General features: G+C 65.3%; 17 protein-coding genes. 3 read left to right on the forward strand and 14 right to left on the reverse strand.

The genetic code is table 11. The annotated features are described in order from the left end of the window. Positions 1–162: 162 nt before the first annotated feature. The 3 genes from BM372_RS00880 to fdxA form a co-directional block, all read right to left on the reverse strand. Positions 163–1,446: a citrate synthase gene (locus BM372_RS00880; RefSeq protein WP_090950600.1), complete on the reverse strand. Its 1,284-nt coding sequence runs from the start codon at positions 1,444–1,446 to the stop codon at positions 163–165. A 228-nt stretch (positions 1,447–1,674) separates the two neighbouring features. Next, the gene (dapC, locus tag BM372_RS00885; protein ID WP_090950603.1) at positions 1,675–2,823 is read right to left on the reverse strand and encodes a succinyldiaminopimelate transaminase; all 1,149 of its coding nucleotides are present in this window, start codon (positions 2,821–2,823) and stop codon (positions 1,675–1,677) included. 11 nt (positions 2,824–2,834) lie between these two features. Continuing rightward, the gene (gene fdxA / locus BM372_RS00890; RefSeq protein ID WP_090950606.1) at positions 2,835–3,161 is read right to left on the reverse strand and encodes a ferredoxin; all 327 of its coding nucleotides are present in this window, start codon (positions 3,159–3,161) and stop codon (positions 2,835–2,837) included. A gap of 151 nt (positions 3,162–3,312) precedes the next feature. Between fdxA and BM372_RS00895 the strand changes: the two genes are divergently transcribed. Further along, a complete protein-coding gene (locus tag BM372_RS00895) occupies positions 3,313–3,561 on the forward strand; it encodes a putative acetyltransferase (protein ID WP_090950608.1) in 249 nt (82 codons plus the stop codon). Positions 3,562–4,071: 510 nt separating this feature from the next. On the opposite strand, the gene BM372_RS00900 is transcribed toward BM372_RS00895, so the two are convergent. From BM372_RS00900 to typA, 3 genes are all read right to left on the reverse strand, one after another. After that, positions 4,072–4,881 carry a type IV toxin-antitoxin system AbiEi family antitoxin domain-containing protein gene (locus BM372_RS00900; protein ID WP_090950611.1) on the reverse strand — a complete coding sequence of 270 codons (810 nt, stop codon included), beginning with the start codon at positions 4,879–4,881 and terminating at the stop codon, positions 4,072–4,074. A gap of 284 nt (positions 4,882–5,165) precedes the next feature. Then, positions 5,166–5,543, reverse strand: coding sequence for a hypothetical protein (locus BM372_RS00905; protein WP_256213977.1), 378 nt, complete (start codon positions 5,541–5,543; stop codon positions 5,166–5,168). A gap of 28 nt (positions 5,544–5,571) precedes the next feature. Continuing rightward, positions 5,572–7,500: a translational GTPase TypA gene (gene typA / locus BM372_RS00910; RefSeq protein WP_090950615.1), complete on the reverse strand. Its 1,929-nt coding sequence runs from the start codon at positions 7,498–7,500 to the stop codon at positions 5,572–5,574. A 292-nt stretch (positions 7,501–7,792) separates the two neighbouring features. Between typA and BM372_RS00915 the strand changes: the two genes are divergently transcribed. Continuing rightward, entirely contained in the window at positions 7,793–8,686 is an 894-nt protein-coding gene (locus BM372_RS00915; RefSeq protein ID WP_090950618.1) for an SGNH/GDSL hydrolase family protein, read from the forward strand. 191 nt (positions 8,687–8,877) lie between these two features. Here BM372_RS00915 and BM372_RS00920 read toward each other — a convergent pair whose 3' ends face one another. The 5 genes from BM372_RS00920 to BM372_RS00940 all read right to left on the reverse strand — a co-directional run bounded on the left by BM372_RS00920 (position 8,878) and on the right by BM372_RS00940 (position 16,517). Then, entirely contained in the window at positions 8,878–10,593 is a 1,716-nt protein-coding gene (locus BM372_RS00920) for an ABC transporter ATP-binding protein (RefSeq protein WP_177235842.1), read from the reverse strand. Positions 10,594–10,604: 11 nt separating this feature from the next. Then, complete coding sequence (locus tag BM372_RS00925) at positions 10,605–11,600, reverse strand: ABC transporter permease (protein WP_090950626.1); 996 nt, start codon at positions 11,598–11,600, stop codon at positions 10,605–10,607. Next, entirely contained in the window at positions 11,590–12,519 is a 930-nt protein-coding gene (locus BM372_RS00930; RefSeq protein WP_090950629.1) for an ABC transporter permease, read from the reverse strand. The genes BM372_RS00925 and BM372_RS00930 overlap by 11 nt, the downstream gene beginning before the upstream one ends. Before the next feature lie 217 nt (positions 12,520–12,736). Further along, positions 12,737–14,377: a peptide ABC transporter substrate-binding protein gene (locus tag BM372_RS00935; protein ID WP_090950631.1), complete on the reverse strand. Its 1,641-nt coding sequence runs from the start codon at positions 14,375–14,377 to the stop codon at positions 12,737–12,739. A 313-nt stretch (positions 14,378–14,690) separates the two neighbouring features. Next, positions 14,691–16,517 carry an ABC transporter ATP-binding protein gene (locus tag BM372_RS00940; protein ID WP_090950634.1) on the reverse strand — a complete coding sequence of 609 codons (1,827 nt, stop codon included), beginning with the start codon at positions 16,515–16,517 and terminating at the stop codon, positions 14,691–14,693. Positions 16,518–16,596: 79 nt separating this feature from the next. On the opposite strand from BM372_RS00940, the gene BM372_RS00945 reads away from it, so the two are divergent. Continuing rightward, complete coding sequence (locus BM372_RS00945) at positions 16,597–17,226, forward strand: PH domain-containing protein (RefSeq protein WP_090950637.1); 630 nt, start codon at positions 16,597–16,599, stop codon at positions 17,224–17,226. A gap of 24 nt (positions 17,227–17,250) precedes the next feature. Here BM372_RS00945 and BM372_RS00950 read toward each other — a convergent pair whose 3' ends face one another. From BM372_RS00950 to BM372_RS00960, 3 genes are all read right to left on the reverse strand, one after another. After that, positions 17,251–18,408 carry an ABC transporter permease gene (locus BM372_RS00950; RefSeq protein ID WP_256214048.1) on the reverse strand — a complete coding sequence of 386 codons (1,158 nt, stop codon included), beginning with the start codon at positions 18,406–18,408 and terminating at the stop codon, positions 17,251–17,253. Positions 18,409–18,434: 26 nt separating this feature from the next. Then, the gene (locus BM372_RS00955; protein WP_090952827.1) at positions 18,435–19,976 is read right to left on the reverse strand and encodes an ABC transporter permease; all 1,542 of its coding nucleotides are present in this window, start codon (positions 19,974–19,976) and stop codon (positions 18,435–18,437) included. A 179-nt stretch (positions 19,977–20,155) separates the two neighbouring features. After that, positions 20,156–21,937, reverse strand: a complete 1,782-nt coding sequence (locus BM372_RS00960; RefSeq protein WP_090950640.1) for an ABC transporter family substrate-binding protein — start codon at positions 21,935–21,937, stop codon at positions 20,156–20,158. Positions 21,938–22,084: the final 147 nt, after the last annotated feature.

Raw genomic sequence — 22,084 nt, forward strand, 5'->3', positions numbered from 1 at the left:
TAGCATGTTCGTGTCACTGCCGCGCCGGGGCGCACCGGCGCCCCCAGGGGGCGTCGCGCACATCACAGGGGCACGGGTGGACGACGCCGGCCGCGCACCTCAGCGGAGGTGCGCGGCCGACGTCGTGCTCGCTGTGCTGCGGGGCCGTGAAACGGCTGCGCGCTAGAGCGAGGGGTAGTTGCGTTCCGGTTCGCCGATGTACAGCTGGCGCGGGCGGCCGATCTTGGTGTTGGGGTCGCTGATCATCTCGCGCCACTGGGCGATCCAGCCCGGCAGGCGTCCGATGGCGAACAGCACCGTGAACATCTTTTCCGGGAAGCCCATGGCCTTGTAGATCAGGCCGGTGTAGAAGTCCACGTTGGGGTAGAGCTTGCGCTGGATGAAGTAATCATCGCCCAGGGCCTTCTCTTCCAGGCGCATGGCGATGTCCAGGAGCTCGTCGTTGCCGCCAAGCTTGCTGAGGACTTCGTGCGCCGTGGCCTTGATGATCTTGGCGCGGGGATCGTAGTTCTTGTAGACACGGTGCCCGAAGCCCATGAGGCGGACGCCGTCTTCCTTGTTCTTGACCTTCTCCATGTAGTCCTCGGGCTTGACGCCGTCGGACTGGATCTGGCGCAGCATCTTCAGGACCGCCTCGTTGGCGCCGCCGTGCGCGGGGCCGAAGAGGGCGTTGATGCCGGCGGAGACGGACGCAAACAGGTTGGCGTTCGAGGAGCCGACCAGGCGGACCGTGGAGGTGGAACAGTTCTGCTCGTGGTCAGCGTGCAGGATCAGCAGCAGGTCCAGAGCCTTGGCGATGACCGGGTCGACCTCGTACTGCTCGGCCGGCAGACCGAAGCTCAGGCGCAGGAAGTTCTCCACGAGGTTCATCGAGTTGTCCGGGTACAGCATGGGCTGGCCGATGGACTTCTTGTGGGCGTATGCGGCAATGACCGGCATCTTGGCCATGAGGCGGATGGTGGATACTTCCACCTGCTCGGCGTTGAACGGATCCAGCGAGTCCTGGTAGAACGTCGAGAGCGCGGACACGGCCGAGGACAGGACCGGCATCGGGTGCGCGTCGCGGGGGAAGCCGCTGAAGAAGCCCTTGAGTTCTTCGTGCAGCAGGGTGTGGTGGCGGATCCGCTGGTCGAAGGATTCCAGCTCGGCCGGGGTCGGCAGGTTGCCGTAGATCAGCAGGTAGGAAACTTCCAGGAAGCTCGAGTGCTGGGCCAGCTGCTCGATCGGGTAGCCGCGGTAGCGCAGGATGCCCGCGTCACCGTCAATGTAGGTGATGGCCGAGGTGGTGGCCGCGGTGTTCATGAAACCGGGGTCGAACGCGACGGCGCCGGTCTGCTTCAGCAGCTTGGAAACGTCGTAGCCTTCGTTCCCCTCTACAACCTGGATGCGCGGGAGTTCGAGTTCGCCGCCGGCATGGCGCAGGGTTGCGCTGGTGGTTTCAGTCATGGAGTCTCCTCATGAGGCTTCGGGGCCTCTGTCGAAAGCTGGTCCAACATCTGGTGAAGCTGCCCGCGGCTCCTGCATGGACAGGATTTCCAAAGGCTGCGCTGCCTTCTTGTGGAAAGCCACCATTGATCGTCAGTTAAAAAGTACCTTTAGTTCGCGGGTGGCACTAATCCGAGGGTCCGCAAAAACGCCGAAACTGCGCCACATGTGGCACTCGTCACAGCATTGTTACGTTGCTGAGGCCAGGCGAGATACGGCGGCGTCGATCCGCTCATCGCTTGCGGTCAGCGCCACCCGGACGAAGCCGTGGCCGGCATCGCCGTAGAAGACCCCGGGCCCGACGACGATCCCGCGGTCCGCGAGCCGGCCCACGGTGTCCCAGGTGCCTTCGCCGGCGCTGGCCCACAGATAGAGGCCAGCCCGGGACTCGTGGATGGTGAGTCCAAAGCCCTCCAGCGCCGGCACGATGCGTTCCCGCCGACCCCGGTACAGATCCTTCTGCACCAGGACGTGGGCGTCGTCGCCAAGTGCGACGCGCATGGCTTCCTGGACCGGATAGGGAACGATCATCCCGGCATGCTTGCGGCTGTTCACCAGGTTGGCCATGATCACCGGATCGCCGGCCACGAATGCCGCCCGGTAGCCCGCCACGTTGGACTGCTTGCTGAGCGAATAGACGGCGAGCAGGCCATCGTGGGACCCCTCGGCGACCTGCGGGTCCAGGATGCTGGGGACCGGTGTCCCGCCGCGCTGGGCGTCCCACTCCCCCCAGCCGAGTTCGGCGTAACATTCGTCGGAGGCGACGACGGCGCCGATCTCCCGGGCCTGCCGGACGATGCTCCGCAGCGAAGCGACGTCCCGTACGCTGCCGGTGGGGTTGGCCGGTGAATTGACCCAGACCAGGCGCACGCGGGCACGGGTGCCGGCGTCGAGCTCGTCAAGGTCATCGGCGGCGATCTGCTCCGCACCGGCGAACGTGGCGCCGATGTCATAGGTGGGGTAGGCCACTGTGGGGCGCACGACGACGTCGCCCGGCTTCAGGCCCAGCAGGAACGGCAGCCACGCGACGAGTTCCTTGGAACCCACCGTCGGCATCACGTTCTGCGGGTCCAGCCCGGGCACGCCGCGGCGGCGCGCAAACCAGCCCGCAACGGCTTCGCGCAGGGCCGGCGTGCCGTGGACCGTGGGGTAGCCGGGGGCGTCCGCGGCGACGCGCAGCGCGTCCTGGATCAGCGCCGGCGTCGGGTCCACCGGCGTTCCGATGGAAAGATTGACGGCTCCTGCCGGATGCCGGGCCGCCGTGGCGGCATACGGCGCCATGGCCTCCCACGGGTAGTCGGGCAGGCTCAAGCCGAAAGTGCGCACCGCAGAAGTCACCCTGGTGCGTCCTAGTTGTCTTGGTTCTGCGGCGGCAGGGCGGCGATCATGGGGTGGTCCATGTGGGTGTTCCCGACCTTCGCGGCGCCGCCCGGCGAACCGAGTTCATCGAAGAACTCGACGTTGGCCTTGTAGTAGTCCGCCCACTCTTCGGGGGTGTCATCCTCGTAGTAGATCGCCTCCACCGGGCAGACCGGCTCGCAGGCACCGCAGTCCACGCACTCGTCCGGGTGGATGTACAGGGAACGCTCACCCTCGTAGATGCAATCGACGGGGCACTCCTCGATGCATGCCTTATCTTTGACATCTACACACGGCTGCGCGATTACGTACGTCACGTCCCTGGCCTCTCCACGTTGGTTCCGGCGACCGGCCGGATGGTTGTGCCGGCCTAAGCGCCGGGCTACTGACTTCTGAGCCTATTATCTCCCAGCCGGTTACCGCGACCTAGCCGGACGTCATACACGGTCCGCGTTTTACTATGATTTGGTGAGCCCGCCATTGCCCCCGCCCCAGCAGTTTCTCTCCGACGCCCCGCTGGGCACGCGGGTTGTGGTCCGGTACCGGATCGACGGAGGCCTGACGGACGCGCTCGGCGAGCTCGTGGAACGCACCGGTGCCGAGTGCACCGTCCGTACCCGCCGGTCCGACGTCGTCATCGCGCTCCCCCTGGTGGTGGCCGCCAAGGCGGTTCCACCGGCGCCGCCACGCCGGACGCCGCGCATGCAGGCCTCCTGACCTGCGACTTCCCGCGGCGGGCGAGGCGGGCCTCCCGGGGGCGTCGATGCCGGACATGCGCTTTCCTGCGCACGAGCAATGGACATACCCTCCCGAGCCGCCCGCCACCGATGGCCATGTCCACCCCGACCGGCAGTCAACGGACATGCCCACGCCTGCCGCCCGCCACCGATGGACATGCCCTCCCCTGCCGACAGGCAGCGGACATGCGCTCTCCTGCGCACGAGCTATGGACATACCCTCCCGAGCCACCCGCCACCGATGGACATGTCCACCCCGACCGGCAGTCAACGGACATGCCCACCTCGGCCGAGCGGCACCGATGGACATGCCCTCCCCTTGCTTCGAGCGACGGACATTTCAGTGATATGTCCATCGCTGATGGGGCGCGCAGGACATGTCCAGTGGTGGATCAACACAGCGCAGGACATGTCCAGTGGTGGATGACCCTCGAGGGCGCATGAGAGGCACAGCGCGAGGGGCCTGCCTACGGAAGAAGGCCGCGTCCGTTTATGCGGCGGCTGAAAGCCTGTTCAGCGTTTCACGGACCATGGAGACAAATTCCTCAGGATGGTCCCTTAGCAGCGGATAGGTCACGACCAGTGTCGGTATCCCCCTGCGCGTGGTGACGTTCCAACGGCGTCGGTCTTCCTGGAAGCTGGTTCTGTCCATGTGGAACTCGGCACCGTCCGTCTCTATGCCCAGGCGGCCATCGACCATCAGGTCCAGGTGTCCGAGGCCCGGGACGTTTACCTGCGACTCGACATGAAAGCCGGCGCGCCGGAGAAGAAACCGGGCCAGGCACTCGATAAGCGACTGCGACTGCGGGACAATTCCCGACACGATCCGGCGCTCCCGTGCATCGTTCCGGCCATCGAGCCGCCGGCGCAAAGCGTTCAGCGGTAGACCCTTAAGCACGACGGCGGACTCGGCAATGATCAGCCCGTCTGGTTCGGGCAAGCAGCGCAGGCACTGGACAACGGTGTCCAAGAGAGTCGGGGGCGTGGAAGACCTGTGACAGACAAAGCCTTTGTAGCTCCTGCTGTGCGTCTGGGCCACGTGCGGCTGCGCCGGGGCGTGGAGGACCCACAGCCCGCCGAAATGGGCCGCAGTGATGCAGCCCGGTTCTGCCGGCAGCGAGCGAATGGAGATCAGCTGCGCGTCGGCACCGGGCAAGGCGTAGACACCGCGGGCCACCCGGGACACGGTTCCCGCGGCCATAGCGGACTTGAGTTGGTTGTCGGAGACGCCCGCCGCGGCGATGTACTTGGCGCGGGTGACGCCGTCGTACTTGGAGAGAACGTCGATGATGTTGGCCATTCACTCATGCTGGGGTCGTACGCCGCGGTCTGGTAGTCAGATTCCGCGCTATGTGGAAAACCGCGGCCCCGATTGTCGGCCGGCGTTGACTCCAAAACGAGTGTGGATGGGCATGTCCTGGAGCCGGAGCGGGGACCGGACATGTCCACGGGTGAGGAATGGACATGTTCCGCGCATGGGTAGTGCGCAGGACATGATGCCACCATGTCCACCCGAGGAACCCAAAAATGGACATGTCCCCCCGGGGGGTGGGCCGGGACGTGCCTGAGGTAGAACGGGCCGGCCTAGCCTGCGGGGAATCGGTACCGGCGACACCAGGCGAGCATGGCGACGGTGATGCCCGCGATGCCGAAGACCCAGATGTTTCCCGCGGCGTCGCCGATGACCAGGCGCCTGCCCGTTTCCAGGGTGGACCACCAGCCGGCCAGCGCATAGCAGAGGGCGCCGCACACCGCCGTCGGGATGACGGAGCGGAAGGCCGCGGCCAGCCACAGCTCGGCCGAGCCCAGCAGGAGCAGGGCCGCCGCCGCTCCCCAGGGAATCTGCACGCCGCCGAGCACCATATCGTGGCGGTGCAGCGCCGTGCCGGCCAGGGCAACAAAAAGAGCTGCCGGCACGGCGGCGGCAATGCCGCCTGCCGTGCCGGCAGCTCTCCTAGTCACGTTTCAGCCAAGAACCCGGAGGCCGGGATCAGACCTTGGCGCGGGCGCGGTTGGCCTTGGCACGCTCGTTGGTGTCCAGGATGACCTTGCGGATGCGGATGGCGTCCGGGGTGACCTCGACGCACTCGTCCTCGCGGGCGAATTCGAGGGACTCTTCGAGGGTCAGATCGCGCGGCGGCGTCAGGTTCTCGAAGGTGTCCGAGGAGGCTGCACGCATGTTGGTGAGCTTCTTTTCCTTCGTGATGTTGACGTCCATGTCGTCGGCGCGGGAGTTCTCGCCCACGATCATGCCTTCGTAAACCTCGGAGGTGGGCTTGACGAAGAAGGAGCCGCGCTCCTGGAGGTTGATCATCGCGAACGGGGTCACCACACCGGCGCGGTCGGCGATCATCGAACCGTTGGTGCGGTATTCGATGGGGCCTGCCCACGGTTCGTAGCCTTCGGAGATGGAGGCTGCGATGCCGGCGCCGCGGGTGTCCGTGAGGAACTTGGTGCGGAACCCGATCAGGCCACGGGCCGGAACGATGAACTCCATGCGGCACCAGCCGGTGCCGTGGTTGGCCATGTTGGTCATGCGGCCCTTACGGGCAGCCATGAGCTGGGTGACGGCGCCGAGATATTCTTCCGGCACGTCGATGGTCATGTGCTCCATCGGCTCGTGCACCTTGCCGTCGATCGTCTTGGTGACAACCTGCGGCTTGCCCACGGTCAGCTCGAAGCCTTCGCGACGCATCTGCTCGACGAGGATGGCCAGCGCGAGCTCGCCACGGCCCTGGACTTCCCAGGCGTCAGGACGCTCGGTGGGGAGCACCTTGATGGAGACGTTGCCGATCAGTTCCTTGTCCAGGCGGTCCTTGACCTGGCGGGCCGTGACCTTGGCACCCTTGACCTTGCCGGCCAGCGGGGAGGTGTTGATACCGATGGTCATGGAGATGGCCGGGTCATCAACGGTGATCAGCGGCAGCGGCTGCGGGTTCTCGACGTCGGTCAAGGTCTCACCGATGGTGATTTCCTCGATGCCGGCGACGGCGACGATCTCGCCGGGACCGGCCGATTCGGCCGGAACGCGGTCCAGCGCCTTGGTGGCCAGCAGTTCGGTGATCTTCACGCTCTTGAGCTCGCCGTTAGCGCGGGCCCAGGCCACGGTCTGGCCCTTGCGCAGGGTGCCGTTGTAGATGCGCAGCAGCGCGAGGCGGCCGAGGAACGGGGAGGCGTCCAGGTTGGTGACGTGCGCCTGCAGGACACCTTCCGGGTTGTAGGTCGGAGCCGGGATGTGCTCGATGATGGCGTTGAAGAGCGGCTCGAGGTCTTCGTTCTCCGGGGCGGTGCCGTCGGCGGGCTGCTCCAAGGATGCGCGGCCGACCTTGGCGGCGGCGTAAACGACCGGAACGTTGAGGATCTTGTCCAGGTCCAGGTCCGGAACTTCGTCCGCGAGGTCGGAGGCCAGGCCCAGGAGCAGGTCCATGGACTCGTGGACAACTTCTTCGATTCGCGCGTCAGGGCGGTCGGTCTTGTTCACCAGCAGGATCACCGGCAGGTGCGCGGCAAGGGCCTTACGCAGCACGAAGCGGGTCTGCGGCAGCGGGCCTTCGGACGCGTCGACGAGGAGGACAACGCCGTCCACCATTGACAGACCGCGCTCCACCTCACCGCCGAAGTCGGCGTGGCCGGGGGTGTCGATCACGTTGATGGTGATCGTTTCGCCCTTGGAGGACGGTCCGTTGTAGGCCACGGTGGTGTTCTTGGCCAGGATGGTGATGCCCTTTTCGCGCTCCAGGTCACCGGAGTCCATGACGCGGTCTTCGAGGTGGTTGTGCTCGGCAAAGGAGTTGGTCTGCTTGAGCATGGCGTCGACCAGAGTGGTCTTGCCGTGGTCCACGTGGGCCACGATCGCGACGTTGCGCAGGTCACTGCGCGATGCAGTGGCTACCGCAGTGTTGGTGGTGGTTTCAGACATGCGTTAGTGCTCGATTCAGTGGTGAAGTCAGCTGTGGTATCGCGACATTTCCAACCGGAACGCACGACGGATGCACCCATTCGACACAGGGCGCCTGATACAAGTCTAAGGGCTAGGCCATTTATTGGCCTAAAATCCACACCGCCGGCTTGGATGCACCGACCCTCCCATCGTGACCGGCGGCGGGAGGACAGAGCGAAACGAATTATTACCTGTGAGTAAAGTCACTGGTTTTTCCGCCGCCCATGCCCCATCATTGCTCTGATAGCAGCAAGCAAGCCCGGAGACATTCATGCGAACCGCCTCGGCCCTGTCCCGCTTTGTCGCAACGATGGTCGCCGTAGGCGTTACTCTTGGCGGCTGCGGGCAGTACCCTTCTTCATCTGCGCCGGACGCGGATTATTCGGCCGTGCCCTTGACCGCCAACCAGGTTGGCAGCGTCCCGGCCATCGGCGCCGGTGGGGCGGTCGCCGCAGGGTCCGCGGCGACGACGCGGATTGGTCCCGACGTCGATCCCGCCGGCCTGCCGGCCGGCTCCGTCTACCGCAATCCTGCCAACGGCCGCAATGAGGTGATCGTTAAGGACACGAGCAGTACGGCCGTGCTGATTGGCGACTCCCAGTCGGAGCCGTCCTATGGGTGGCCCAGGCAGGGTCTGGCCGCGGCTGGTTACAAGGTCTTCTTCTGCGGACGGGGCGGCACGGGCTTCGTGGCGTCGAACGGCCAGACCGGCAATTACATCGATGCGCTCCAGCGCGGCGACTGGAACCTCCCGTACGGCACCCCACCGCTCGTGGTGATCGAAGGCGGCGGGAATGACGCCGGACGGGGCGCCTCCGACGCGCAAATCGTGGCCAACGCCGACCGGCTGATCGCCAGCATCCGGCAGCGGTATCCCGCCGCCCGACTGCTCATGGTCGGCACGCTCGCGCGCGGGGCCCAGTACGGCGGCGGCCGGCGGACCGAGGTGGACGCACTTTTGGGCCGGGTCGCCGACCGGCAGGGGCTGCCGTTCGTCAGCGCCGGGGACTGGCTCACCCGGTATGACCTCACGGGTTCCATGGCGGACGGGGTGCACTTGAACAAGCAAGGGCACGCGGCACTCGGCGTCATCTTCGGCCAGCGGCTGGAGTCGATGGCGCTTGATTACCGGGCCACCGGCACGGCCTCCGACCCGTCCCGCTAGGACCTTGGGACCCGGCCCCGAGTGGCGGCGAACCGCGAACGGGGAACCGCGGACAGGGAACCAAGCAAAGGAACCAAGCAAGGGAACCAAGCACAGGGAACCAAATACCAAAAAGAGCCGGTGTCCGCCCGTTGTGGGCGGACACCGGCTCCTTATTTGCCATGTGGCGGCTGATCGCTTCTCCCGGCCGTCTAGGCCACTTCCGGCGGCAGCATGAGGCCGGCACCGGGGATGGCGTTGAGCAGTGCCTTGGTGTAGTCCTGCTGGGGGGCATCGAAGACGTCGTCCGTGGACCCGGCCTCCACCAGCCTGCCCTTCTGCATGACGCACACGTGGTCGGCGATCTGCCGGACCACTGCGAGGTCGTGGGTGATGAACAGGTAGGTCAGGCCGAGGCGGGACTGCAGGTCAGCGAGCAGGTTCAGCACCTGCGCCTGCACCAGCACGTCCAGAGCCGAGACTGCCTCGTCGCAGATGATCACCTCGGGGTCCAGGGCCAGGGCACGGGCGATCGCAACACGCTGGCGCTGGCCGCCGGAGAGCTCATTCGGGTACCGCTGCATGGTGGACTGCGGCAGCGCCACCTGGTCCAGCAGTTCCCGGACCTTCTTCTCGCGGCTGGTTTTGTCCCCGATCTTGTGGGTCCGCAGGGGTTCCTCGATGGTCCGGAAAATGTTGTACATCGGGTCCAGGGAACCGTACGGGTCCTGGAAGATCGGCTGCACCCGGCGCCGGAAGGCGAAGATCTCCTTGCTGTTCAACGTGGAGGTGTCGACGCCGTCGAAGACGATCTTGCCGGAAGTCGGCGTCAGGAGGTTCAGGACCATCTGTGCCACCGTGGACTTTCCGGACCCCGACTCCCCCACGATCGCCGTCGTGGTTCCCCGCTTGACGCTGAAGGAGACGTCGTCAACGGCGGTGAAGTCCGTGGACTTGCCAAAGCCCGAGCGCAGCTTGAAGACCTTCCGAAGGTTCTGGATCTGCAGGACCTCGTCAGGCGCGGATGACTGAACGGCCGCGGTTTCGGCGGGGGCGAGCATGTCGTCAGTTTCCACACCCAGTTCCTTGGCGGCCTGGATGCGGCGGGACGCCAGCGACGGCGCCGAGGCGACCAGCCGCTGGGTGTAAGGGTGCTGCGGGTTCTGCAGCAGCTCCAGCGAGGGTCCTGATTCGACGACCTGGCCGCGGTACATGACCACCACCTGGTCCGCGCGTTCGGCGGCGAGGCCGAGGTCGTGCGTGATCAGCAGCACCGCGGTGCCCAGTTCCGTGGTCATCTTGTCCAGGTGATCGAGGATCTGGCGTTGCACGGTGACGTCGAGCGCCGAGGTGGGTTCGTCCGCGATGAGCAGCCGTGGCTGGCACGAGAGCCCGATCGCGATCAGCGCGCGCTGGCGCATGCCGCCGGAGAACTCGTGCGGGTACTGCTTCGCCCGGCTGGCGGCGTCCGGCAGCCCCGCCTGGGACAGGACCTTCGCGACGTCGTCGGGGCCGCTGGGCAGGCTGTTCGCCTTCAGCGTCTCGCGGACCTGGTCGCCGATTTTCCACACCGGGTTCAGGTTGGACATCGGGTCCTGCGGGACCATGCCGATGCTGTTGCCGCGCAGTTCGATCATCCGCTTCTCGCCCGCGCTGGAGATGTCTTCGCCGTCGAACAGGATCTGCCCTGCCGAGACGCGGCCGTTGCCCGGGAGCAGGCCGATGGCGGCCAGCGCGGTGGTGGACTTGCCGGATCCCGACTCGCCCACAATCGCCACGGTTTCGCCCGGCATGATGGTCAGGTGGGCATTGCGGACGGCGTTGACCTCGCCGTTGCTGGTGGTGAACCCGATGGCCAGGTTCCTGATTTCAAGCAGCGGGCGCTCAGTGGCGTACTCAGCTTCCTGGAAGTCAACAGAGGCGCTCATGGTGTCCCCTTTCATCGCTTGCGGGCTTTGGGATCGAGGGCATCACGCAAGGCATCGCCCAGCATGATGAAGCTCAGGACGGTGATGGACAGCGCGATGGCCGGGTAGAGCAGCGGCATCGGATTGGACCGGAGGGAGGCCTGTGCCGCCTGGATGTCATTGCCCCAGGACATGACGCTGGGCGGCAGCCCGATGCCGAGGAAGGACAGCGTGGATTCGGCCACGATGAACGTGCCCAGGGAGATGGTGGCCACGACGATGATCGGGGCCAGCGAGTTAGGCATCACGTGGCGCATGAGGGCACCGAACTTCGACACGCCGAGCGACCGGGCTGCCGTGACGAAGTCGGCGTTCCGGACCTCGATGACGGCGCCGCGCGTGATGCGTGCGATCTGCGGCCATCCGAAGATGATCAGGATGAGCACCAGCGTCCCCACCGTCTTGTTCGCCCGGAGCATCGGCAGCTGCATGAGCACGATCGCGCCCAGGATCAGCGGCAGCGCGAAGAAGATGTCATTGATGCGCGCCAGGACGGAGTCGATCCAGCCGCCGTAGTACCCGGCCACGGCGCCCAGGATGCCGCCGATCAGCAGCACGCCGATGGTGGTGAACAGGCCAACTGTCACCGAGGAGCGTGTGCCGAAGATGACGCGGGCGTAGACGTCGCAGCCCTGCTGGGTAAAGCCCAGCGGGTGGCCCGCGGCGGGACCGGCGTCGGAATTGGCCAGCTGGCACGCCTCCGACGTCGGGTCGATCGGCGAGAACAGCCCTGGGAAGAGGGAGACCGCCACGACCACCAGGATCAGGAACGCGGAGATGAGGAAGAGCGGCTGCCTGCGCAGGTTCTTCCAGGCCTCGCCCCAAAGGCTCAGCGGTGCGGCTTCGTCCTTAACCCGGTCCGTCACCTGGAGCGGGGTCTCGGAGACATCGGCCACGAAGTGCGCGGTCCGGGGGGCCGGGCGGCGGGAATCGGCGTGCCGTGCGGTGGTGGTGTTATCAGGAGTCATAACGGATCCTCGGGTCAAGCCAGCCGTAAAGCAGGTCAACGAGCAGGTTGGAGAGGCAGTAAATCAGCACCAAGACAGTGACGATCGAGACCACTGTGGGCCCTTCACCGGACAGCACGGCCCGATAGAGCCGGTTGCCTACGCCCGGAACGTTGAAAATTCCTTCCGTGACGATTGCACCGCCCATCAGGGCACCGAGGTCGGCGCCCAGGAACGTAATGACGGGAATCAGGGAGTTGCGCAGGATGTGGACGCGGACCACCTGGAACCGGGACAGGCCCTTGGCGGTGGCGGTGCGCACGTAGTCGGCGTTCATATTTTCGATGACGGACGTGCGGGTCAGGCGCAGGACGTAGGCGAAGGATCCCAGTCCCAGCACGATCGCCGGCAGGATGAGGTCCGGAACGGTCGCGGCGGAGCTGACGGTCGGTTTGGCCCAGCCCAGCTGCACGCCGATGGTGAACTGCAGCAGGAAGCCCAGGACGAAGATCGGGATGCCGATCACGACCAGCGATGCGACCAGGACCGTGGCGTCGAAGAACTTGCCTTTGCGCAGGCCTGCGATGAGGCCGAAGACGATGCCGAAGACTCCCTCGAAGATCAGCGCCATGATGGCCAGCCGGGCCGTGACGGGGAAGACCTCGCCGAGCACCGCGGCGATGGGGCGTCCGGAGAAGTCCTGGCCGAGGTCGAACGTGAAGATGCTCTTGAGGTACAGCAGGTATTGCATCCAGAAGGGCTGGTCAAGGTTGTACTGCGCCCGCAGCTTCGCTGCCACGGCCTCATTGACCGGCTTGTCGCCGAACAGTGCCACGATGGGGTCGCCGGGCAGGCTGAAGACCAGGAAGTACACCAGCAGTGTTGCGCCCAGGAAGACGGGAATCAGTTGCAGGAAACGCTTGAGGATGTATGTCGGCATCAGCGAGTCACACCCTCGTTGGCAGGCATCCTGTCCAGGGATGCGGCGGAGTTGTTCATCAAAGAACCTTTTCACTATGGAGGCAGGCCGGCGCCGGTTCGCTCACGGCGGCAGGGCTGCGAAAAGTTCGCCCGAAGAGCCGGGCATGTAGAGAAGTGGGGGAAGCACGACGACGGCGGAGGCCCCAGTGTGGGCGGCCCCCGCCGTCGCCGAGTGGTTACTTACCGGTGATGTTGTAGTACAGCGGGACGCCGTCCCAGCCGTAGTCAACGTTGGTGACCTTGTCGCTCCAGCCGCCCTGAGCAACCTGGTACCACAGGGGGATGGCCGGAAGGTCCGTCAGGAGGATCTCCTGGGCCTTGTTCATGGCCTTGTTGCCGTCGCTGACCGACGCGGCGTTCAGGCCGTCGGAGATGGCCTTGTCGAACGCCGGGTTCGCGTAGTTGGCGTCGTTGGAGCCGGCACCGGTCTTGTAGATCGGGCCGAGGAAGTTGTACAGCGACGGGTAGTCAGCCTGCCAGCCGGCGCGGATGGAGCCGGTGAGGGTCTTGGCGGTGGCGTCGTTGCGGGCTTCCTTGAAGGTGGCGTACGGCTTGCCTTCAACCTTGATGCCGAGGGTGTTCTTGAGCTGGTTGACGACAGCTTCGACCCAGGCCTTGTGGCCGCCCTTGTCGGCGTTGTAGGCAATGGTGAAGGTCTCGTTGGAGTCCCACTTCTTGATCGCGTCGGCCTTGGCCCAAGCTTCCTTGGCTTTGTCGGCGTTGAACGTCAGGTTCTCGGCACCGGGGATCGAGTCGCTGTAGCCGTCAAGCACGGGAGCCGTGAAGTCCTTGGCGGGCTGGCGTGCACCGTTGAAGATCACCTTGGTGATCTCGTCGCGGTTGATCGCCATGGAGATGGCCTGGCGGCGGAGCTTGCCGGCCTCGCCGCTCCATTCCGGCAGGTACTCCGGGATGGCGATGGTCTGGTTGCCGGCGTACGGCTTGTTGATGGTCCGGTCGCCGAGGTCAGACTTGAAGGTCTTCAGCGCGCTGGTCGGGATGGTCTGCAGGATGTCCAGGTTGTTGGACAGCAGGTCCTGGTAGGCGGCGTCATCGTTCTGGAAGATCTTGAAGGTCACGCCGGCGTTCTTGGCCTTGCGCGGGCCGTTGTAGTCCGGGTTCGGAACGAGCTGGATCTGCACGTTGTGCTGCCAGCCGCCGTCCGCGAGCTTGTACGGGCCGTTGCCGACCGGCTTCTCGCCGAAGCCCTTCGGGTCCTTCAGGGCGCCGGAGGGAACCGGGACAAACGCGGTGTAGCCCAGGCGAAGCGGCCAGTCAGATTCCGGCTGCTTCAGTTCGACGGTGAACGTCTGGTCGTCAACGACCTTCAGCCCGGACATGGTCTCGACCTTGGAGCCTTCTGCGCTGGCTTCGTCGTAGCCCTTGATGCTTTCGAAGAAACCGCCGCTGAGCTGGGCGTTCTTGGCTGCGGCGCCGAAGTTCCAGGAATCGACGAAGGTCTTGGCCGTGATGGCCTCGCCGTTCGTGAACTTCTGGTCCTTCTTGACCTTGATGGTGAAGTGCTGGCCGTCCTTGCCCTCGATCGACTCGGCGAGTTCGTTGACCGGCTTGCCGCTGGGGTCATAGCTGACCAGGCCCGCGAAGATCATGTCGATGACCTTGCCGCCACCGACCTCGTTGGTGTCGGCCGGCATGAGGGGACGCTGGGGCTCGGAGCCGTCGGCGAGGATCACCTTGCTGGTGTCTCCGCCGGTGCTGCCGCTACCGGTGGCGGAGCCGCTGGCCCCGCATCCGGTCAGGGCGAGGGCGGCGATAGCCACCACGCCCAGTGCTTTGGAAGTGCGCGCAAAACGCATTCCGCCTCCTATGAGTTGTGGGAGTTCATGAGGGAAAAACTTGTGCTTCCCCATAAGCAGGCACAGGGGTATCCCCTGTGACGTGGCCTACATTCGAAGTAGCCTAGCCCCAAAGAGTCCAAATGTTGGAACTCTGTTGCCAAACCGTGATCCGACAAACTGATGACGGCTAACGTCAAGCGCACAGCATTACAGGTCACACACTACTGGCTGGTAGTATTCGCGCCCACCGGCATCCCGGTTACCCTGAATTAACTGAAAACCCGCTGTTTTCGCCCCTGTTTCCGCCCTGTTTTTGCCCTCCGGGCAAGCCTCAGCTGGCACCGGAAAGCAGCTGCGCGCGCAGTTCGCGGCGCTCGCGCTGCTTGTCCGGATCCGGCAGCGGAACCGCTGCCAGGAGCCGTTGCGTGTAGGGCTCCTGGGGGTTGCGGAGGATCTGGTCCCGGGTCCCCTGTTCCACGATCCGGCCGCGCTGCATGACGCAGATCCGGTCGGCGAGCACGTCCACCACGGCGAGGTCATGAGTAACGAACAGGCAGGCGAACCCCAGCTCCTTCTGCAGGTTCTGGAACAGATCGAGCACCTTGGCCTGGACGGAGACGTCCAGGGCAGAGGTGGGCTCGTCGGCGACCATCAGCTTCGGCTTGAGCGAGAGTGCCCGGGCGATGCCCACACGCTGCTTCTGGCCGCCGGAGAGCTCGTGGGGGTAGCGGTTGCGGTAGTCCCGCGGCAGCTCTACCTGGTCCAGGAGCGCCTCGATCCGGCGCTGCAGCTCGGCACCCTTCGCCACGGAGGCGAGAAACATCGGCTCGCCGATGCTTTCGCCGATGGGCAGCCGGGGGTTCAGCGACGAGGACGGATCCTGGAACACCATGCCGACGTGCCGTCGCATGTCGCGCAGCTGCCGGCCGTTCTTCTTGGCCGCGGAAATGTCCTGCCCAACGACACGCATGGTGCCTGAAGCCACCGGCAGGAGGCCGACTGCGGCCCGGCCGATGGTGGTCTTGCCCGATCCTGATTCGCCGACGAGGCCGACGACCTGTCCGGGGTAGATGGCCAGGTTGGCGCCTTCCACGGCGCGGAAAGCCGGCACCCGGCCCTGCTTCGGGTACTCGATGGCGACGTCGCGGAGCTCCAGGACCGGGTCACCCTTCGGCCTGGCTGCCTCGGCCGCGGCCAGGGCGGCGGCGTTCTCCCGCTCCCGCGCGATCAGCTCGTCTTCGGGGATGGAGCGGATTTCGGCGTGTGTGGCGGCGGCGAGGGCGGCGGTGACATCCACGTCGGCCGAGGTCTCCCCACCGCCCTGACCCAGGTGCGGCACCGCGGCGAGCAACGCCCGCGTGTATTCGTGCTGCGGGCTGTGGAAGATCTGTGCGGCCGTCCCGGTCTCCACGATGACGCCCTTGCGCATGACGGCGATCCGGTCGGCGAGGTCGGCCACTACGCCCATGTCGTGCGTGATGAGCACGATGGCGCTGTCCAGCTTGTTCCGCAAGTTGCGCATGAGGTCCAGGATCTCGGCTTGGACGGTCACATCGAGGGCCGTGGTGGGCTCATCGGCGATCAGCAGCTTCGGGTCGCAGGAGAGCGACTGGGCGATCATGGCGCGCTGGCGCTGCCCGCCGGAAAGCTGGTGCGGGTAGGACCGGAAGGCCTTCTCAGGATCGGGCAGTTCCACAAGGTCCAGCATGTGCAGGGCACGGAGCCGGGCCTCGTCTGGCGAGACCTCATTGTGCAGACGCACAGTTTCGATGATCTGCAACCCCACCGTATAAACCGGGTTCAGGGCCGTCATCGGCTCCTGGAAGATCACCGCGACGTCCTTGCCGCGCACGGCCCGGATATTGGTCTCATTGGTTCCCAGCAGCTCCCGGCCGGCCAGCTTGACACTTCCTGTCACGCGGCTGTTACTGGGCAGAAGGCCCAGGAGTGCCATCGAACTGGCGCTCTTCCCGGACCCGGACTCCCCCACGATGGCGAGCACTTCACCGGCCCGCACCTCGTAGTTGAGGCCGATCGCGGCCGGGACCCACTTCTTGTCCACGCCGAAATCCACGCTGAGGTCCCGGACCTCCAGGACCGTGTCACCTCTGCCGGGCGCGGGTGCCGCCGGCGGATCGAGGGTGATGAAGTCAGTCATGGTGGGTCCATCCTTCCGCCCGGGCCGCCGGTGCACCGGGGATTAGTGCTGCGGCTCGGAATACTGAATTATTAGGGGCATGAGCTCTGCGCCGCACGCCGGAAATGTTGAAGTGTTCAAGGCACGAACAAATAAATGGTTCGCGTTGCTCGCCTGGGCGGTGGCCGCGTTCGGTGTCGTGGCCACGGTTGCCGCGGCAGGTCCGGGAGCACTGGGAGGCGCCGCCCCGCTGCTGCTCATTGCCTTTCTGGGCTGGCTGCTGTTCTGGATGCCGTCCGTGGTGGTGCACGACGCCGGCGTCACGCTGGAAAATCCGTTCCGCTCGATCAAGGTCCCGTGGGGTGCGCTGGTGCACGTCGACACGCGCTTCGCCCTCACCCTGGTCACTGCAGAAAAGAGCTACGCGTCCTGGGCTGCGCCCGCCCCCGGAATCTGGGGTGGCCGCCATGCCCGCCCGGAAGACCTCCAGGGCCTGCCGGCAACCACCTACGGGCCCGGCAGGTCGGTCCGTCCCGGCGACCTGAAGACCACGGACTCCGGCCAGGCCGCCATGCTGGTGCGGGCGCGCTGGCATGAACTGGTGGAAAGCGGGCAGCTCGCGGCCGGCGAGGCTGCCGCCCCTGCCGCGACCGTCACGGTCCGCTGGGTGGCGATCGGCGCCGTCGTACTTCTCCTGGCGGCGAGCTACCTGGCAGTCACGGCCGGCTAGCACCGGCCTGCAGGGGGCCGGCATCTACTGGCCCCGGGTTCCGTCTGCGGTTCCGTCGGCAGATCCGTCAGGGCGGAAGTCGTCATGCTGGAAGCCATTTCGCTCTGGCTCGTCCAGGGCGGTGACCGCGCTGGTCTGTACGGATGTTTGGGCCGCGGCCCCGGGATGCTCCGTTGCCTTCTTGGCATTGAATTTCTTCTGCCGGGGATCAAAGGCGTCCCGCAGTCCGTCGCCGATGAAGTTGATACTCAGGCAAATCAGGACAATGAACATGCCCGGGAACCAGAACAGCCACGGCCGCGTGGCGAAGGCCTCCTGGTTCTGCGAGATCAGCAGCCCCAGCGAGGTGTCGGGAGCCTTGACGCCGACGCCCAGGTAGCTCAGCGCCGTCTCGGTCAGGATCGCCGCGGACATTGTCAGGGTCACGTTCACGATCAGGACGCCGACGGCGTTGGGCAGGATGTGCTTGAAGATAATGCGCGCGTTGCTGGCGCCAGAGATCCGGGCCGCATCCACGAACTCGCGTTCGCGCAGGGACAGGAATTCGCCGCGCATCAGGCGCGCCAGGCTGACCCAGCTGATCAGGCCCAGGAATATCCCAAGGGCCAGGACCCCGTTGGTGCTGGCGAACGAGGCGAACCAGCTGCCCTGGTCCCGGCGGCCTGCCATCTGCGCCATGACGGCGGCCAGCAGCAGGGCGGGAATGATGATGATGATGTCGGTCAGCCGCATCAGGACAGCCTCGAGCCAGCCCCGGAAATAGCCGGCGAGGGCCCCGACGACGACGCCGATCAGGCCGGCGATGAGGCCGATCACGATCATGATGGTGATCGACTGCTGGGCCCCGCGCATGGTCATGGCGAACAGGTCGCGGCCGATCCGGTCCTGGCCGAACGGATGTTCGCCCCAAGCCGGCAGCCAGAGGGAGGCGGTGGGGGCGCCGCCGTTGACCAGCGGCGAGACCTCCGTGTGGCTGTACTTCCACCAGCCAGGGATGCCCATGTAGCCCACTGAAGTGAATGCCACGACAAAGATGAGGGCGAAGACGACGAGGCCAATGATGGCCCCGGAGTGTCCAAGGAACCGCTTCCGGACGATCTGTCCCTGGCTGAGGCCCTTGGCTTCAAGGACCGGCTCGATGCCGGCTGCGGCCCATGTCCGCGAGCCGGCGTCTTCTGCCATGATTTCTTCCTGCTGACTTGGCTGGCTCATGCTTTTACCCTTACGCGCGGATCCAGTGCGGAGTAGGCAAGGTCCGCAATGAGGTTGAAGACCATGGCGGTGATCGCCACACAGATGAAGACGCCCATGACCGGATTGGGATCGACATGTTCGATCCCGTCCAGGAAGAGGAAGCCCATGCCGCGGACCGAGAAGACTGTTTCGGTGATCACGGCGCCGCCGATGAGTGCCCCGATGTCGAAGGCCACGATCGTGGCAATCGGGATCAGGGCGTTGCGGAAGGCGTGGCGCATGACGACGGTCCGCTCGCTCAGGCCCTTGGCCCGGGCGGTGCGGATGTAGTCCATGTTCATGATTTCCAGCATGGAGGCCCGGGTGAACCGCGTGTAGCTGGCCAGCGAAATGAGGATCAGGGCCAGGGTGGGCAGGATCAGGTGGGTAAAGGAGTCAAGGCCCAGGACCCAGAAGTCGCCTTGGATATTCGGCGTGCTGGCACCGATGGTCGCGATCGGCCGGCCGCGCACACGGCTGTTGTTGAAGTAGGTGGGCCACGCCTGCATGAATCGGTCCAGCAGGATCAGGAAGCCGACGAGGAACGAGGTGATCGCCGCGGCCCGCATGGACTGTCCGCGGTCATAGCCGCCCATCAGGTAGCCGATGGCAAGGCCGATCAGGACGAACGCGACCGCCAACAGCACGATCATCAGGAACGTGGCCTCGTTGAGCAGGGGCTGAAGGAGGAAGTACAGCACGACGCCGACACCGACGGCGATCAGGGCCGACTGCAGGGCCTTGCGGTTTTTAAGCCCGGCGGAGAGCAGGGTGACGGCAAAGGCGATGCCCGCACCGGCGATGGCGATGAGCACCGGGCCCAGACCCGGCTTCTTGAACCATTCGGTCGCGGAGAAATAGATGAGCACCGCGGTGACGAACGCGAAGGCGACAGCGCCCGCCAGCAGCCGCCGCTTCAGGGGCCCGCCCGCCGCTACGGCCGTCAGCGCTCCGGCGACGACGCCGATGCCTAACGACGCGGACAGCGGCACCTCGGGATTTCGCAGGAAGTTGTTGAAGCCGATGGCACCGAATTCCTTGAGCAGGACGGCCACCCAGAAGATCGGCAGGGAGAAGAAGAGGAAGGCCATGAAGGTTACGCCGTAGTCCAGGGTGCTGTACTGCCGCAGGGCGGTGATGATGCCAAGGGTGATGCCGATCAGGATGGCGAGCACCGTCGCGCCTGTGACCAGGGTCAGGGTCTGCACGAGTGCGGCACCGAGGGCATCCGTGATGGGCTGGCCCGCGATGTTTTTCCCGAGGTCACAGGAGTTGGCGAAGGGGACCAGGCACTGGACCGCGCCGCCGAACCATTTGAAGTACCGCAGCGGCGCGGGAGTGTCCAGCTGCAGGAGCTCGGTCCTCGCGTCCATGAGCTGTTGCTTCTGCGGCGTGGGGTTGGCGCGGAACTGTTCCAGGGGATCGCCGGACGCCGCTGTCAGGAGATACACGAAGTAGGATGCGCCGAGAAGGATGAGGGCAGCGGTCACGAGCCGCCGGAAGATGTAGGTCACCATGTGGAACAGCACCTCGGATGTTCAGGCCTGGGGATCGCCCGGGCCGGTCGCGGAGTTTGGCCGGTCCCGCCGATGTGGTGGCAAGACCACGGCATCGTCAGGATATCGCCAGAAAGGCGTCGGGACCGGAGAAACTTTGGTCCCGACGCCTTTCCAGCAGTGTTACTTGCGGTCGCGGGCTACTTTTGCGCCCATTCCCAGAAGTTCCACCAAACGCCGGTCTGGTTCGGCATGTACTTCACGCCGGTGATGCGGTCGCTGTACGCGTCCACGCCGACCGACTGGAACAGCGGCAGGCCGTAGGCGGAATCCCAGATCATCTTGTCGATCTGCTGGATGAGCTCATCCTGCTTGCTCTTGTCGGTGGTGACAATCAGTTCGTCCATGAGCTTGTCGGCTGCCGGGTCGCTGAACTTGTTGAAGTTGGAGTCATTGCCGGACTTGAAGATCTGCGGGACGCCGGACACGCCGACACCGGAGTTGGTCCAGCCGAAGATGGTCGCGTCGTAGGTGCCGTCTCCAAGGGCCTTGCCCCAGTCAGACTTGCCGAGGCCGCCGTCGACGATCTTGAAGCCGGCCTTGGTGGCGGACTCGCTGATCAGGGAGTAGGCGTCGACACGGTTGGGGTTGTCCTTGTTGTACATAATGCGGACTTCGGGGGTGGCACCGTTGAGGAGCTTCTTGGCGCCCTCGATGTCCACACCCTGGTAGGCGGAGGAACCGTTGTTCTTGACCGAGTCGGCGTAGGGGGCCTGGTCCGGAACGAAGAGCTGCGAATCGAGCGGGGCAGCCTTCGGGTCCAGCTTCTTGACGATCTTGTCAACGATGTCCGCACGCGGCACGGCCTTCATGAATGCCTCGCGGACGTTCTTGTCGGCAAACGGGCCCGAGTAGTTCAGGTCGATGTGGTCGTACGCGAGCTGGTTGCCGACGTCGACGCTCACGCCCTGGCTCTCCAGCGCCTTGAGCTGCTCCACGGTGTCGGCGGATGCCTGCGGGGCGATGATGTCGGCTTCACCGTTCTTCAGTGCCTGCACCTGGGCGGGCGCCTCGCCGATGTAGCGGACGGTGATTTCGTCCAGCTGGGCTTCCGGACCCCAGTTGTAGTCCTTGTTCTTGACCATGGTCAGGGACTGGTCCTGGTTCAGGCTCTTGACGATGAAGGGACCGTTGGAGAGGTAGAGGTTCGGATCGGCCGGCAGAGTCTTGGTGTCAAAACCCGTGTTCCACATGTCCGCCATGGCCTTCAGCTGCGTGTTCACCGGCTTGGGCGCCTTGGCGTCACCGCGGGGCATGCCCTTGAGGAGGTCGATGAATGCCTTGGTGTCCGCCAGCCCTGCCTTCTTGGCCAGGACGTGGGCGGGGATGTCGATGCCTGGTCCGCCCAGAGCGATTTCCCAGTCAGCGAAAGGCTTGGAGTACTTCAGGGTCATGGTGCGGCCGTCGTCGCCGAGTTCCGGGAAGTCGGTGAGTGCGATACCTGTGGGATCACCGGCGTAGGAGAAGTAGGACGTGCCGGTCTTGGCTTCCGCATTGGCGTCATTGTAGTAGCCGGAGAAGGCGGCCCACTGCAGCACAAGATCGGCCGCGGTGACGGGCGTGCCGTCTGACCACTTCACGCCGTCGTTGATGGTGTATTTGACCGTCAGGGGGTCGTCCGAGACCTTTTCCATCTTGCCGAACTTTTCATTGCGGACGACGTTGAGCTTGTTGTCGATGTAGAAAAACCCCGAGTGCGTGGCGTAGCTGACCTTCGAGTTGATGTCAGTGTTTCCGTCGGCCGTGTTCGGGTTGAACGTGTTGAACGCGTTCACCTCTACTACGGTTGCCGACCCGCCTTGCTTGCTTGCTGCGGCTGCAGTGGACGGGGTTGTCCCCCCGCTGTTGCCCGCGCAGGCGCTGAGGGCGATGGCAGCTGCTGCCGCCACGCCGACTGCTTTGGAAATACGACCCAAGCGCATTCCGCCTCCTTGTTTCTGTGGTGTGGGTGAGACCCGACGCCGACAGCGCCGGCCAGACGTCCACGCTCCCCCAGCGGCAGTGTGGGACGTCTCACATGGCATGAGCGTAAACCCCAAATGCTGGTATGGGCCACCAAAGTTGACTCA

Source organism: Arthrobacter sp. ov118, from assembly GCF_900116495.1.
In the GTDB taxonomy this organism is placed as follows: domain Bacteria; phylum Actinomycetota; class Actinomycetes; order Actinomycetales; family Micrococcaceae; genus Arthrobacter.